We start from the raw sequence: 15,831 nt of genomic DNA on the forward strand, positions 1-15,831 counted from the left end.
ACCAGAAGTTATATATAATTCCTATTATCATGTCACACATAAAAAATCAAATACCGGAGAGGAGAAACATGATAATGAACAATGGTAGACGTATCGGACTTATTATGATTATTACAGGGGCTACATTATGGGGATTATCTGGTCCAATGATTCAGTGGCTATTTCAGCATACTAATGTATCCTCAATTGATTTTTTAACAATTCGATTGTTGCTTGCAGGAATATTTATTTTGTCTTTCTTACTTATAAAGAAACAAAATATATTTCAAATTTGGAAACACCCTAGATATTCTATACAACTTATTATTTTTTCTATTCTCGGCATGCTCGGTGCGCAATACGCCTTTATCGAAACGGTTCATATTAGTAATGCAGTCACAGCAACGCTATTTCAATTTCTAGGTCCTGTTCTTATTACCATGTATGTTGCATTTGAACAAAGAAAATTCCCTGCTTCCATGCAACTATTCGCAATTATAGCCGCGCTAATAGGAACATACTTTATTATTACAAATGGCTCAATTGAAAATATTGTTTTATCCAAAGAAGCTATTATTTTTGGACTATTAACAGCAATCGGATTTGCATTTTATACCCTTCATCCGGCTTCTCTCATTAAAGAATGCGGGACAACTGTAGTAATTGGTTGGGGGATGTTAATCGGAGGAATTGCACTACTTATTTATAATCGTTCATTCGGGTGGAATCAATTTTCACAAACCCTTACACTAAAAACTTTTTCTATGCTTATTCTTATCATTATTAGTGGTACCCTTTCTTTCCTTCTATATATCGGTAGTCTTAAATATTTAGCAGCAACAGAAACAAGCATTTTATCTAGCATTGAACCCCTTGTAGCTGCCATCGTTTCAATCACTTGGCTAAATGAATCTTTTGGAACATATCAATTATTAGGCGGCGTATGTATCGTTCTGTCCGTTATTTTTTTGACGATGCCTCAAAAAGAAACCGAACCAACCTATACAACGGAACAAATATAAAATGAAACTTTAATTAGTGGGGACTATCTCCCACTAATTATTAACCTACACCAATCGGGCTTTTACGGGATAAAAATGTCAAAAGAGGTCGTACAAAACTTACGACCTCTTTTTATACTTTAAAGGAATTGTCCCGCCTTCTAGCAAATACAATTACACTAACAATAAAAACTAGGAGTGTGGCACCATGAAAAAAATCGGAACTATGCTACTTCTCTCCTTCCTCATCACTGGATGCACACAAACGCAACCGGATTCAAAAGAACAAAAAAAAGACGTAATAGCAACGTCATCCACTCAAGTGAACGCACCTTCCTTCTTTCACCTTAGTGTTTTAAAAGATGTAAATTGGGAAGAAACACCTTCTTTCGTAGAAGGAAAAATGCCTTTAAAAGGCATCGAAGGTAAAGTCGCAATGGCTGATAGTCCTATTATCGCAAATGAACAAAATGAAATAATGTGGCACTTTCTAGATTCTGAAATACCAACTGGAAAATTGTCTATTATTGCGCTAAAACAAGGATCTGTAACTCCGACACAAGTACTCTTTCAAAAAGAAACTTCCAAACAAACTTGGACTACTTCAAATACAATCGATTCTACTACAAACGAACTCCCTCTCACTATGTCACTACCTTCATCTGGATTATGGTTATTAAATATATATGTGAATGAAAAATATTATGATCAGTTTGTAATCACTGCTGAGTAAAGTGACAAAAATAAACCACTTTCTTACAACAATGTAATTTCTACGTCATGTACTTCGATAGTTGAATTATCTCTCTTCTCTTATACTTAAAGTAAGAAATGAAACGAGGAGAGATGAGAGATGAAAAAAATGATAGAAGTGATCGTAGCAGTAACTGAGGTTTTAGTGAATGGTAAACAAGTTGCAATGGAATTAAATAAATAATGAAGAAACATAAATAATTCTACACTTCTTCATTATTTTGATTTCTTATCTCAAAAAAGCAGTGCCTTTTAGGCACTGCTTTTCGCTATTAATAACGTGGTATTTTCGTAATTTGTGCCACGCCTGAATCAATAGCTGCTTTCGCTACTGCTTCTGCAACACTTGGAACAACTCTTTTATCTAATGGATTCGGGATTACATAATTCGCATTACGTTCTTCATCAGTAATGATGTTAGCGATCCCATATGCTGCCGCTAATTTCATCTCTTCTGTAATATCAGTTGCGCGCACATCTAACGCACCGCGGAATATTCCGGGAAACGCCAATACATTATTTACTTGATTCGCATAATCCGAGCGTCCAGTTCCTACTACAGCTGCCCCAGCCTCTAATGCATCCTCAGGGAAGATTTCTGGAATTGGATTCGCCATTGCAAACACAATTGCTTTCTCATTCATCGTCTGTACAAGTTCTTTCGTTAATACGTTAGGAGCAGATACGCCAATAAAAATATCAGCTTGGTGAATTGCTTCTTTTAACGTTCCACGCACATGTTCACGATTTGTCTTTTTTGAAACTTCAATTTGTGCTTCGTTCATCCATGTTTCACCTTCACAAACAATACCTTCTAGGCTAACTAACGTAATGTGCTTTGCACCAGCCTTTAATAATAATTTTCCAATTGCAATTCCTGCCGAACCCGCACCGTTAATAACGATTTTCACATTATCCATTTGTTTGCTAACAACTTTTAATGCATTAATAACAGCTGCTAAAACGACAATAGCTGTTCCATGTTGATCATCATGGAATACAGGAATATTCGTTTCTTCTTTTAATCGTTTTTCAATTTCAAAACAACGCGGTGCTGCAATATCTTCTAAATTAATCCCTGCAAATGTAGGCTCTAAATTTTTTACAAGGGTAACGATTTCATCTACATCCGTTGTGCCTAAACATAATGGGAAAGCATCTACATTCGCAAACTTCTTAAACAAAATACTTTTTCCTTCCATAACAGGCATAGCCGCTTTCGGTCCAATGTTTCCTAAACCGAGTACCGCTGTTCCATCTGAAACAACTGCCACCATATTGCCACGTGCTGTATAGTCATACACTGTTTCTTCATCTGCCGCAATTGCTTTACACGACTCCGCTACACCTGGTGTATACGTCAGGCTTAAATCATCCGCTGAATTTACCTCCACTTTACTTGTAATTTCAATTTTCCCTACTAATTCTTTATGCAATAACAATGATCTTTCATTAATTTGATTTGCTAACATACTTATAATCTCCCCTTAATTTGACAAGCTAGCTATATGAATATAGCTAGCTTGTTTGATCATGAAAACATTTTTAATAATATTGTCGCCGTTACAACCATTGCCGCCCCGCCTAAACGAGTTGAAATTTGCGCGAACGGCATTAATTCCATACGATTTGAAGCCGATAAAATAGCAACATCTCCAGTTCCGCCTAAACCGCTATGACATCCAGTTACAATCGCCGATTCAACTGGATACATCTTCATCACTTTCCCTACAAGAAAACCTGATGCTACCATTGTAAGAACAACCGATGCGCACACAACAACATATCCTACTGAAAGAACTGCTGCTACGTCTTTTAACGGAATATATAGCAATCCTAATCCAACCATTAAAGGCCAAGTTAAATTCTTCGAAATAAATTTATATAAATGGAATGCTCCTTGCTCCATTTTTGCTGGCATTAATTTAAAGTATTTCACAAGTGCTGCTGAAAAAATCATAATGATTGCCCCAGGAATACCGATGAACTTAGAAGCAAATCCTCCAAAGATGAAGAACGTACACGCAATTAATAAACCTGCTCCCATTAATGAGAAGTCAATTGGCTTCTCTGTATTTTGTTCTTTTAATAATTCTGCTTGATTGTCTGTTTTCACTAATACACCGTTACCACTAAGCTCCGGTTTCTTCTCACCTAAACGCTTCATATACCCTGCACTTACAATTGCGAACATATTTCCAATAATAGCTGCTGGAATAAGCTGTGATACAAACGTCGCTGATGATTCATTTAAAATATCACTATAAGCTAGCGACAATGGTAAAATCCCTTCCCCGATACCACCACTCACAATTGGTACGATGATAAAGAAGAATGTGTGCTTCATTTCAAATCCAAATAATGAACCGACCAATAACCCTACTGCTACAGAAGCTAACGTCCCTACTACTAAAGGAATAAACATACGAACGAAACCTTGTACTAACACTTTACGGTTCATTCCTAAAATACTTCCGACTACTAAACAAGAAATATATAAATATAAAAAGTTCGATTTTTTCATTAACATAGTCGTAGCTTCCATTGAAGCTGGATTCATCCAGTTAAAAAATACAAGTAATGATGGAATAAATAACGAAAGTATTGCTGGACCGCCGATATTTTTTAAAATTGGAATTCTCATCCCAATATCGCCTAAGAAAATCCCCATGATCATAATAACTGCAAATCCACCAATCATATCTGCTGGCAATTTATTATATACAGATGCCCCATAAATAATAGCAGCCAATACTACATATAACGGTAAAGGTATAACACCGATTTTTACATTCATAATTTTAGAAGCGAAAGATTCTCTTTGTACTTCATTTCCTTCAGAAAATGATACCGCTTCCACATTCTTTTGAATTCCCATATGGCACCCCCTCGTTTTCTTAATAACAATATTAAAACGCTTTCAATAGTAAAAATAGTTTTTGTAAGTTTTGTAATTGATTTTGTAATTAAAAAAAGTATAAGCGACTTATATTAAGTCGCTTATACGTAAAACTCTATTTTCTTTTGATCAACACATCTTAATTTACTTACAGGTCTGCCCACATGTTGGTACATCATTTCGTTTTCTAACACTCCAATGTCAGTCAAAAACATTACATATTTTCGAATAGAAACTCTTGAAATTCCAACTAATTGTGCCATTTCATCTGTTGTAAACACTCTTCCATTCAACGACTCAATCTTCTGCCAAATTAATTGCAACGTTTGCTTCGTTAACCCTTTCGGAAGCTCTTTCGTGACAGTAGGCTCCCTTTTTTCTTTTTGTAAAATTAACGAATCTAATTCCGATTGACTAATTTTTTGTTGTTCTTTCATGAAAGTAAGTTTTTCTCGATATATAGTTAATGCCTCTTTAAATCGTTCAAATGTAAATGGTTTAATTAAATAATCTACTACACCATATTGTAATGCTTTTTTAATACTTCCCATATCATGTACAGCTGAAATCATTATAATATCAATTTCTTTTTCTTGGTTCCGGATATACATTAAAAGCTCAAAACCAGTCTCTTCAGGCATAAAAATATCAAGTAATACTAAATCTACTCGTGATTTCTCTAATATTTCGATCGCCGACTTTACTGAGTTAACTGCTTGAACAAGTTCAAATCCTCCTACTTGCTCTAAATAATGCGTATTTAGCATTGCTACCATCGGGTCATCTTCTACAATTAAAACTTTAATCATATTTGCCTCTCATCCCTACCTTTAGGTATTTCAATTGTTATCGTTGTTCCCTTACCTACTAATGAATGCATATGAATTTCCCCATTTATTCGCTGTATACTTTCTTTTACAAGATACAAACCATAACCGCGGTTATCTCCCTTTGTGGAATAACCTTTCGTAAATAATTCCTCTATTTCTTTTTCTTGTATACCTTTTCCCGTATCTTGTACTGTAATAGTTAGTATATCCCCATGTTGTATCTTAACTTCAACTCGCTTCTTTTCACAATTCGTAACTGCCTCTAATGCATTATCAATTAAATTTCCGACAATCGTAATAAGTTCATGAGTAATACTTTCATCATCTATTTCCGGCATATAAGAATCTTCACTTATAATTAATTTTATATTTTTCTCTCTAGCATAGCTGAGCTTCCCGAGTAAAAAACCAGCAAATACTGGACTTTTTATTCTTTTCATAACTCCACCAATTTCATATTGATGCTCTGATACCATGCCGCTTATATACTTCTGTAATTCTTCATACTGTTTCATATGTGTAAGCCCTAATACGACATGCATCTTATTCATAAACTCATGAGATTGTGCCCGTAATGCTTCTGCATATAGTCTAATACCAGTTAGTTCCTCTGCTAGTTTTCTAATCTCTGTTTTATCACGAAATGTTGCAATTGCACCAACAATTTCTCCTTTTACATATAAAGGAACTCGATTCGTCACAATCGTAATTCCGTAAATATTTTGTTCTTCGTTTAATTGTACTTCTCCCGTTTGCAATACTTCTTTTATACGAGAATTTGGCATATACAGCTCAACATCTTTACCGATAAAATCTTCTTCAAGTCCGCTTTTTTTAAATAGACGTTTCGCTTCATTATTAATTAACGTTACTCTAGCCTCTTTATCTACAGCAATAATACCTTCCTTTACAGATTGTAGCATCGTATTTCTTTCTTCAAGAATTTTTGCTATCCTGTGCGGCTCAAGACCGAATAAACTTTTCTTTATATGTCTAGCTAGCAATATTGCTCCTATAATTCCGACTAATACACCAACTCCGACACCAATATAAATGATATGTCTACTTTCCTTAACTCTCTCTTTTACATTATCTGCTGAAATACCAACAGCCACTGCTCCAAGTTGTTCACCTGTTTCAGAAAATATTGGTACAAACACTCGCATGGAAATACCTAAAGTTCCTTCTGCTAACGATACATGTTCTTTTCCTTTCAATACAGGCCCTTCATCCCCGCCAATAAAATGATGACCTATTTTTTGAGGATCTGGATGAGATTTTCTTATTCCACCCATGTCCATAACTACAATAAATTGAACACCTGTGTTTTGTAATATTCTATTTGTATACGTTTGGATTGCAGAGGTATCTGCTTTCCCAACCAAACCATCGATTACAATCGAATCATTCGCCACAATGTGTGCAATTGTTTTTGCCTTCTCTGATTGGCTATCCTCCGTCGTCCGTTCCACATTATGACTAATTAATATATCTGTCACAAGTAAAGAAAAAATTACAACTGTACAAACTAACAATGTAATCGTTTTCCACAAATTCCATAGTCTTTTTCTTTTTTTCATCCCGTTAATGACTCCCCTAATTGCTGAATAGAAAAATAAGTAAGGTGATATTATTTTCACCTTACTTATCTGCTGTTATTATACTTTAAATTTACTAGTCATCGCTTGTAGTTCTTCTGCCATCTCAGCTAAGTTTTGCGAAGCTGAACTAATTTCCTCCATGGAATTAACCTGTTCTTCTGTTGAAGCTGCAACACTTTGCATACTAGCTGTATTTTCTTCTGCAGCAGCTGCAATTTCATCAATAGCATTTGTCACTTCATTTGCATCTCCAGCAATTCTCTTCGTTGTTTCTACCATTTGATTAACTTGAGAAACAATATGTGTAGTAGAACTTAAAATTTCCGTAAAACTTACTTTCGTTTTTGTTACAACATCAAGGCCCTGTTGAACTTCTCCATTCACATTATCCATCGCCTTAACAGTATGTTCAATATCCGCCTTAATTTCTGCAATTAAATTTGCAATCTCTCCAGATGACTCTCCTGATTGCTCTGCTAATTTTCTAACCTCATCTGCTACAATAGCAAATCCTCGTCCCTGTTCACCTGCTCTTGCTGCTTCAATAGCCGCATTTAAAGCTAATAAGTTTGTTTGAGTTGCGATGTTTTGAATTGCTTCAGAAATAGCTCCTACTTGCTTTGATTTCTCATCAAGAAGTTTAATAATAGCATCTGACTCGGATACCGACCTAGAAATAGACTGCATTTGTTTTGCAGTTTGTTCAACTAAATCTTCTCCCTCTTCAGCTCTTTGTCGCGCATGTAATGAAGAAATAGAAATTGACTCTGCGCTTCCAGTTACATCTTGAATTGCTGTATTTACTTGTTGCAATGTAGCCGCACCTTCTTCAACACCTTGACTTTGTGATTCAGCCCCACCTGATACTTGTTCCATTGCAATTGTAATTTGATCTGTCGCATCATTTGCTTGCTGTACGCTCGCTGTTAACTCTTCTGCCGATGCTGCAACATGTTCTGCTGAAAAGCTAATTTGGGTAATAACATCTTGTAAAGACGTAGACATTTCATTAAATGAATTCCCTAATTTCCCTATGTCATCCTTGGAATGGATTGTAATTTTCTCTGTTAAATCTCCCTTACTAATTTTATATGCCGATTCGGCTATTTTTCGTAATGGCCTTGTAATAGACTTTGTAATGAAATAAATTAATACACTACCAAATGCAATAGCGATAGCAATGACAATCAAAGTCTTATAAAACACTGGACTGGCAGCTTGGGTAATTTCTTCATCGAACATAACACCAACTACTTTCCAGCCCGTTTTCTCATTTGTTGCAAAGATTAAATTCTTTTTATCATCTTGTTCTGTATAAGACACATTTCCTTGTTTATCTTCATAAATTGGTTTAATCCAAGGATCAGTAACTTTTGCACCTGGTTTTCTAGATGGATGACTAACAATTTGCTTATTTTGATCTAAAATAACTGCATAACCTTTTTCACCAATGTTAATCATTTTGGAAATTTTTAAGATGTTATCTAAATTTAAATTAATTCCTATAACACCTTTACCATCTTTTACTTCTTTCGCAATCGTCACTACCATATTTTTTGTAGATGCTGACTGATATGGCGCAGTAACAATTACTTTCCCTTTATTTTCATGTGCTTCTTTATACCAAGATCTATCTGTTGGATTATACCCATCAGCCATTTGAATAAATGGTTCTCTTATAAACTTTCCCGTCTCTGTTCCAATATAAATACCTTCTACTTCTGGATGAAGCTTTATATATTGTGCTAACTTCGTTCTTACTATTTCTTCTTGTCCATTTAGATATGTATCCTCTGTTAAGATGTCTGCAAAGTACGTCGCATCAACAAATTTCTCTTCTATATTTTGAGAAATAACAGTATTTAAAATCGAAATATTCTCCTTTGCTTTATCTGTCATTTGATGCTCAAAATTTGTTTTGGCAGTTTGATATGAAACACCACCGATAATAATTCCTGGTATAGTTAAAATAATAAAAATGAAATGATTAATTTTTATTGATACTCATACATTTAACCCAGTTAAATATTTTTGCATAATAAGCCTCCTTTATGTAATGTGGATACTTGTGTCATTTTATACAATTAACATATATAAAACAATATATAATGATAACATGTAATTTTTTCGTCAATTATGCATTTTTGCATATTCACTCCTTATACGTATTTTAATCATAAAAAGAGAACTTTAGCATTATATATGCTAAAGTTCTCTTATTTCTTAACAGCTTCTACTCTATAAAACTTCTCTTATAATCCTCAAATGTTTTATCCTTCACCTTATAGTCATATTACTAAAAATCTTCGTCCTAATTTATTTAGCGCTCTTTACATAACTAATTGCCTGACTTCCCATTTGTACCCATGCCTGTTCAAAGGTTTCTCTCGGTACTTTTACATCTAAGCTATCCTCAAGTGGATCTCGAATATATACAGATTCCTGATCATACCCAATAAGTACAACACAATGTTCATTATACGTAATAGAAACATCTCCACTATTTGTTTCCCATGTAGTAAATTCAGCTTCATCTAATGGTGCAAATGTTGCATTTGTGATCATGACTACAGGTTGCCCTGCTTTTATACTCTTATAAATTTCTTCTATATTCTTCCCTGTTAAGTCTACAGCTTTATTAGGTAAATATTTTTCCGCTAACTGAAAAAGTGGCCCATGATATACAGCGTATCCTGATTCAGAAAATGTGTAAATATTACCTACAAATCCTTCATTCGGATTCCCGCGCACACCATCATCTATAAAATCAACTTTTTTTATTTCATTTGCTAATGTCATCTTATCCACTGAAACACCAGCGTATTGTAACATCATCGCTAAGCTTGTCACTTCACAGCCTCTATCCAATTCTGGTAACTGCTGAATTAAGGGAACATTTGATAAGATGACTTTTTCATCGTTATTACTAAACTCCGTTTCTTTTCCTCTTTGTATATTTGAGAATGTAAACTTCTCTATATACTTTGGAATTCCATTTGTATATACACTCCATATTACTGCACCTAGTAAAGCTATACATATATACCACTTCAATTTTCTTATCGCTTTCACGTCCTTATTAATTCGTTAAATAAGAATAAAATGCGTCAGCATCCGTTCGTATCATCGGTACAAAATTTAGTTCTTTTCCTTTTTCAGGCTGCTCTTTTTTTATCTTTTCCGCTAACTCTTGAATATTCATATTCATTTTATCCATATTGAGCTCATCTGCCATTTGTAGCACCTTTTGTTCATTAATTTCTCTTAATACTTGATATAAATATTTACCGTACAAATCAATATGATATTTTTTCGCTTCTTCCTGTACTTTTTGTTCGTACACTTCTTGTGCTAACTCTTCAATTTCTTTTCCTTTTTGAGAGATGCCTAACTTCCCTGCTTCTTCCCGTACTTTCGTTCCATAGATTTCTTCCGCAATGTCTTCAATTTCTTTTTCATCTGTCGAAATACCTAATTTATCTGCTTCATCTTTAATTTTAATCGCATTAATTTGAGTAATTAAATCGACAATTGATGTATTCTCTGTAGATATACCTAGCTTTAACGCTTCTTGCTTTACTTTTGTTTCATAGATTTCTTCTGACAGCGTCCCAACATCTTTTCCTTCAATCGAAATACCTAACTGCTCTGCTTCCCTTCCTACTTCTGTTTCATGAATTTCTTTTTCTAGTGTAATTTGTTCTTTTCCTTCCGTTTCAATACCTAATTTCTCTGCTTTTTCTTCTGTATGCACTGCATGTATCTTTCCATTGTTCAATTGTTCTTTACTGCGCTGCGTGTAATCTGTCTTTCCTTTTTGTGTTTCGGAAGGAGAGGCACCCCCTAAGATACTGAAACTCATTACTCCAATAATGAATACCGTCATCATTTTCTTTTTCAAAATCAATTCCTCCCTCTTATACTTTCTTTCCCATCATTCCCCTAGTTTTTTTAATACTATACATACATCTCATCGCTGCTTAAAATAACATTATGATTGATAAAATCCACTCACATACAACTAGTCTCTTCTTCATGTAACGAACTTTCTTTATGCCATACATAATATAAATAGTTTCTTAACTTTCCCTTAAAAAAAGACGACCTTGTAAAAACAAGATCGTCTTCTTACTTATATTTTTTGATTTTTAGGGAAAATCACTTCAAAGCAAGTGCCATCTCCCCATTTGCTCTCTACTGATATTTTTCCATAATGCTTTTCTACAATCCAATTTGCAATTGAAAGACCTAATCCAGCTCCTTCTGACGTACTTCTTGCTTTATCCCCTTGATAAAAACGATCAAATAATTTCGGAATATCTTCTTCTTTCACTCCTATCCCGTCATCTTTCACCTGTATACGAATTGAACTACTCGTTTGCGTGCAATCAATTTGAATATGCCCACCTTTGTTTGTATACTTCATCGCATTATCTAACAGTATGACCATCATTTGATGAATCCGCTCTCTATCCCCCATAAAAGATACACCACGTTCTACTTTTAGCATCATTTCTTTTTCTTGATAAGAAGCAATCTCCTTATATGGAGCTACTATTTCTTCTAACAATTTATCAAGTTCAAATGTTTTCTTATCCATCTCAATTTGATTAGAATCAGAACGTGCTAGCAATAATAAATTACTAACGAGTTTCGATAACCGCCTACATTCTTTTGAAATTGTAGAAATATCCATCGCCTTTTCTTCTATTGTAGCGGATGGTGACTGGAATAAAACATCCGTTTTTGATTGAATAACTGCAAGTGGTGTCCTGAGTTCATGTGATGCATCAGAAACGAATTGTTGCTGTTTCTCCCATGAACTTTGAATAGGTACGAGTGCTCTACCAGCTAGGAAAAAACCGATACCTATCGCACAGAGGCTTCCTATGCTGCAACCTATAACGAGGATTAAAAATAAAGTATTTAACATTCTTTCTTCCGCTGTTATATCTCGCACGATTTGAACTATTTCTCCATCTTTTTGAAGCGAAAATGATCTAAAATATCGTTCTTGTACTTTAATATCTTGTAAATCCTCTAATTTTTTTGGAGAAAACTTCTCCAAATTCTCTTCAAAAATAGAACAAAGTTTACGGTTATCTCCCTCTATTTTCACTGTTTTTCCATTCCAAGTTATTCTAACTATTCGTGGATCTCCAATTTGGATATTCTCCATGCGTTTTCTTGGTGGTATTTTAACATCTAATTTTTCTCTATACTGAGCCAGCATTTTTATAGATTGATCCACTTCATTATAAATACGCTTATATGTGTACGAATAAATAATACTACCTAATATACCTATTAATAGGATAAATACTAATGAATTCACTATAGTCAAACGAATGCGTGTCTTTTGAAACATACTTCCCTTTTTCATTGTTCTTTTAATATATATCCAATACCTCGAACGGTTTGAATATCTTTCTGATAACCGAATGGTTCTAATTTTTTACGCAAATGATGCACATACACTTCCACAATCGCTACTGTCGTATCTGAATCAAATCCCCAAACACGATCAAAAATTTGTTCACGCATTAAAATCTTTCCGCTATTTTGAACAAGGTACTCTAGAAGCTCATATTGTTTTAATGATAACTTCATACCTTTTCCATCTACTTGAACATCTTTATCTTTTCCGAACAATTCAATCCCTTTATAGCGAATCGTTTGCTGCGTTGTTAAACTACCACTTCTGCGTAGTAAAGCACGAATTCTCGCTTTTAATTCAGGGGCCTGAAATGGCTTAACAATATAGTCATCTCCACCAAAGTCCAATCCCTTCACCCGATCTTCTAAAGAATCTCTCGCTGTCAAAAACAGGACTGGTGTTTCAATCTTTTCATCTCGTATTTTTTGAATCACTTCAAATCCGTCCATCCCTGGCATCATCACATCCAGCAAAATTGCATCATATATATTTTGAAGAGCTAAAAACAATCCATCTTCTCCATTTATTGCCGTATCTACTTCAAATTCATCACGTAAAATTTGTACGATAGACTCTAATAACGAAGCATTATCTTCTACTACAAGTAAACGCATGCTCTCACCTTCCATCAAATAGTTCAATTCTATTTATTATTACATTTCTTCTCTTCATAACAAAAGAATGTAGTTACATTACGTAATTTCATTTTTAACTATTTCCTTCTAAAATTTTGAAGTTTTATTATAAAAACTTTGTCTTAAATTTAGCTTAATAAAAAATTGAAAGAAATAAGATTCCTCTTATCTCTTTCAATTTTTTATTACATATACCTTTTTACTCGGCAACTCTAAACAATTTAGCTGACCGCCATACACAGCCCCGCCATCAATCCCAATAATACGATTACTACCAAAATACACTCCGCAATCCTCACTACCATGAAGCGTTTTTGTTTCCGTATGCCCAAATACAATAACCTTTTCACCGCTATATCCATTATGAAATTCATTACGGATCCACATTAATGTATATGGTTCAGATTCAGAAACTCGTTTCATCGGTTCAACCCCAGCATGTACAAATATATACTCTTCTGTTTCAATGTAATGATCTAATTCTTGAATAAACTTTATATGTTCCTCTAATACACGAGAGTGTAAAATCGGTTTTTGGAAGTCTTTCTCATTAACCGCAATATCTTCTTCTACAAATCCATAGCTATATAATGTCTTATCTCCACCATTTCTTTTTACCCAATGGTTCCATGAACGTTCCTCATTTGTCGTTAACGCCTTAATCATCATATCTTCATGATTTCCTTTTAAAATGAGTGCTCCATCTTTTTTCAATTCTCTTACCTTTTCAATTACAGCACGCGCATTTGGACCACGATCTACATAATCTCCCAGTAAGATTAATTGATCCTGTTTCGCATCATATTGAGCTTCTTCCAATAAATGTTCGAACTTTTCTATCTCTCCATGAATATCACTAATAACAAGAATTCTTTTCATATTATCCCCCCTCTTTCTAATTATAGTTCAAAACGACAGAAAGTTCAGAATTGAAATCCCGCATTAACGGGCAGTAAGCCCCCCACTGATTACAGTTTCACTTTATTACAAACTAAACTATTATCCTTACAACAATGTAAGTCTCTTGTCATCCAATTCGATAGTTGTAATTACTGTATTTCCTTATACTGAGAGTAAGAAATGAAACAAAAAATAAGGAGAGATGAGAGATGAAAAAAGTAATGGAAGTTGTAGTAGCGGTAGTAGAGGTTTTCGTAAATGGTAAACAAGTCGCAATGGAGTTAAATAAATAATGAAAAGGACAACATTCACTCTAGACCCTTTACTCATATAAAAGAGATAAGACTTCATCATTTCTTTGATCCCTTATCTCCCTATAAAGAAAGCCGTATCCCTTTTAAGGATACGGCTTTCTCTTATTTTTGACTCGTACGAGCTGAAATGCTAATTGCTCTATCTGTTGCTTTGGCAGCTTCATCTAACGCTTCTTTACTATTCTTCCCGTCATACATCGCTTCTAATGCTTTTACAACTGCATCTCGTGATTCTGGGAATACACTAATTAAAGCCCCTTGTGTTGCTGGAGATTGCTTCGTCGCTTGCAATTGATCTACTGTTACTTTCAACTGTGGATATTTTTCATATTGCTCTTTTACTAATGGCTCATTATATGCATCTGGATTAATTGAGAAATAACCTGTTGCAGTATGCCATTTTGCTTGTACGTCTGGCTTCGTTAAATATTTCATAAAGTCCCAAGCACCTTGTTGCGTTTCTTCTGAAACCATATTCGTCATCCATAATGATGCTCCACCAATAACAACACCATTTTGTTTCGAATCCTCAGGATACGGAATATATGAAACACCTACATTAAACTTAGATGCATCGATTAAATCACGAACACCTGCTGAAGAATCTAAATACATAGCAACTTGTCCAGATTGGAACGCGGCACGAATATCATCCCAACTTGCTCCATACTTTCCAAGTGCGCCAGCTTTATTTAAATCATCTAACATTCCAAATACTTTCTGTCCTTCTTTACCGTTAAATACCGCCTTCTTTGCAGCATCTTTACGGCCGTTTTCGTTATCTACATATAAAGCACCTTGTGTCGCTAACAATTCTTCAAAGAACCAACCATAGTTAAGCATGGAGAATCCATATTGTTTTACATTTCCGCCTTCTTTAATCGTTAACTTTTTCGCTGCTTCTTGTAATTCCGCATATGTTTTGGGAGCTTTCTCTGGATCTAAGCCCGCCTTTGCAAAAGCATCTTTATTATAAATTAATACTGGTGTAGATGAATTAAATGGCATAGAATACATTTTTCCATCAACTGAATAATAATTTGTAATTGCTTTTTCTAATTTTGACGTATCGTACTTATCTTTTTTTATCCAGCTATCAATTGGTGTGATTTTTTTGCTATCAATCATATATTTCGTTGTAATTTCACTCGATTGAACAAGAGCTGGCGCTTCTTTCGTTGCAGACATCGTTCTAAATTTCGTTAAAGACTCTTCATATGTCCCTTGGAACTCTGCCTTTATCTCATATTTATTTTGCGACTTATTATAGTCTGCAACAAGACCATCTAATACTCCTTGTGTTTTTCCACCCATCGCATGCCAGAAGCGAATTACAGTTTTATCACCATTTTTTTCAACTGGTGCTACTTTTGCCTGTACTTCAGATTTTCCCTCTGTTTTACTATTTGAACAAGCTGCACTAGATAATGCCATTGTTGCTACCATTAATAGAGCAGCACCTTTTTTAACTAGACTCATTTA

General features: G+C 34.5%; 12 protein-coding genes and 1 pseudogene. 2 read left to right on the forward strand and 11 right to left on the reverse strand.

Going from position 1 to position 15,831, the window contains the following annotated elements:
• Positions 1-74: 74 nt before the first annotated feature.
• Both IQ781_RS12660 and IQ781_RS12665 read left to right on the forward strand, forming a co-directional pair.
• Positions 75-1,001, forward strand: a complete 927-nt coding sequence (locus IQ781_RS12660; protein WP_001059054.1) for a DMT family transporter — start codon at positions 75-77, stop codon at positions 999-1,001.
• Positions 1,002-1,188: 187 nt separating this feature from the next.
• Entirely contained in the window at positions 1,189-1,713 is a 525-nt protein-coding gene (locus tag IQ781_RS12665) for a DUF4871 domain-containing protein (RefSeq protein WP_000719692.1), read from the forward strand.
• A gap of 292 nt (positions 1,714-2,005) precedes the next feature.
• Here the strand turns inward: IQ781_RS12665 and IQ781_RS12670 are convergent, their stop codons facing one another.
• The 11 genes and pseudogenes from IQ781_RS12670 to IQ781_RS12720 form a co-directional block, all read right to left on the reverse strand.
• Positions 2,006-3,205 (reverse strand): NAD(P)-dependent malic enzyme, encoded by a 1,200-nt coding sequence (locus IQ781_RS12670; protein ID WP_000880780.1) that lies wholly within the window; start codon positions 3,203-3,205, stop codon positions 2,006-2,008.
• A 59-nt stretch (positions 3,206-3,264) separates the two neighbouring features.
• Positions 3,265-4,611: a 2-hydroxycarboxylate transporter family protein gene (locus IQ781_RS12675; RefSeq protein WP_139847084.1), complete on the reverse strand. Its 1,347-nt coding sequence runs from the start codon at positions 4,609-4,611 to the stop codon at positions 3,265-3,267.
• 122 nt (positions 4,612-4,733) lie between these two features.
• Positions 4,734-5,441 carry a response regulator gene (locus IQ781_RS12680; protein WP_000598666.1) on the reverse strand — a complete coding sequence of 236 codons (708 nt, stop codon included), beginning with the start codon at positions 5,439-5,441 and terminating at the stop codon, positions 4,734-4,736.
• The gene (locus tag IQ781_RS12685) at positions 5,438-7,042 is read right to left on the reverse strand and encodes a sensor histidine kinase (RefSeq protein WP_065211572.1); all 1,605 of its coding nucleotides are present in this window, start codon (positions 7,040-7,042) and stop codon (positions 5,438-5,440) included. Before IQ781_RS12685 ends, IQ781_RS12680 begins: the two co-directional genes overlap by 4 nt.
• 78 nt (positions 7,043-7,120) lie before the next feature.
• A pseudogene (locus IQ781_RS12690) lies at positions 7,121-9,071 on the reverse strand (methyl-accepting chemotaxis protein).
• A 308-nt stretch (positions 9,072-9,379) separates the two neighbouring features.
• Positions 9,380-10,135, reverse strand: a complete 756-nt coding sequence (locus tag IQ781_RS12695) for a C39 family peptidase (RefSeq protein ID WP_065211570.1) — start codon at positions 10,133-10,135, stop codon at positions 9,380-9,382.
• 7 nt (positions 10,136-10,142) lie between these two features.
• Positions 10,143-10,964 (reverse strand): hypothetical protein, encoded by an 822-nt coding sequence (locus IQ781_RS12700; RefSeq protein WP_000728575.1) that lies wholly within the window; start codon positions 10,962-10,964, stop codon positions 10,143-10,145.
• 231 nt (positions 10,965-11,195) lie between these two features.
• Positions 11,196-12,446 carry a sensor histidine kinase gene (locus tag IQ781_RS12705; protein ID WP_079004457.1) on the reverse strand — a complete coding sequence of 417 codons (1,251 nt, stop codon included), beginning with the start codon at positions 12,444-12,446 and terminating at the stop codon, positions 11,196-11,198.
• Positions 12,443-13,114 (reverse strand): response regulator transcription factor, encoded by a 672-nt coding sequence (locus IQ781_RS12710; protein ID WP_001238621.1) that lies wholly within the window; start codon positions 13,112-13,114, stop codon positions 12,443-12,445. Before IQ781_RS12710 ends, IQ781_RS12705 begins: the two co-directional genes overlap by 4 nt.
• Before the next feature lie 195 nt (positions 13,115-13,309).
• Positions 13,310-14,014, reverse strand: a complete 705-nt coding sequence (locus IQ781_RS12715) for a metallophosphoesterase family protein (RefSeq protein ID WP_000821949.1) — start codon at positions 14,012-14,014, stop codon at positions 13,310-13,312.
• A 437-nt stretch (positions 14,015-14,451) separates the two neighbouring features.
• A complete protein-coding gene (locus IQ781_RS12720; RefSeq protein WP_063220130.1) occupies positions 14,452-15,828 on the reverse strand; it encodes an ABC transporter substrate-binding protein in 1,377 nt (458 codons plus the stop codon).
• Positions 15,829-15,831 lie beyond the last annotated feature (3 nt).

It is taken from the genome of Bacillus sp. N447-1 (assembly GCF_022701035.1).
Taxonomy (GTDB): domain Bacteria; phylum Bacillota; class Bacilli; order Bacillales; family Bacillaceae_G; genus Bacillus_A; species Bacillus_A cereus.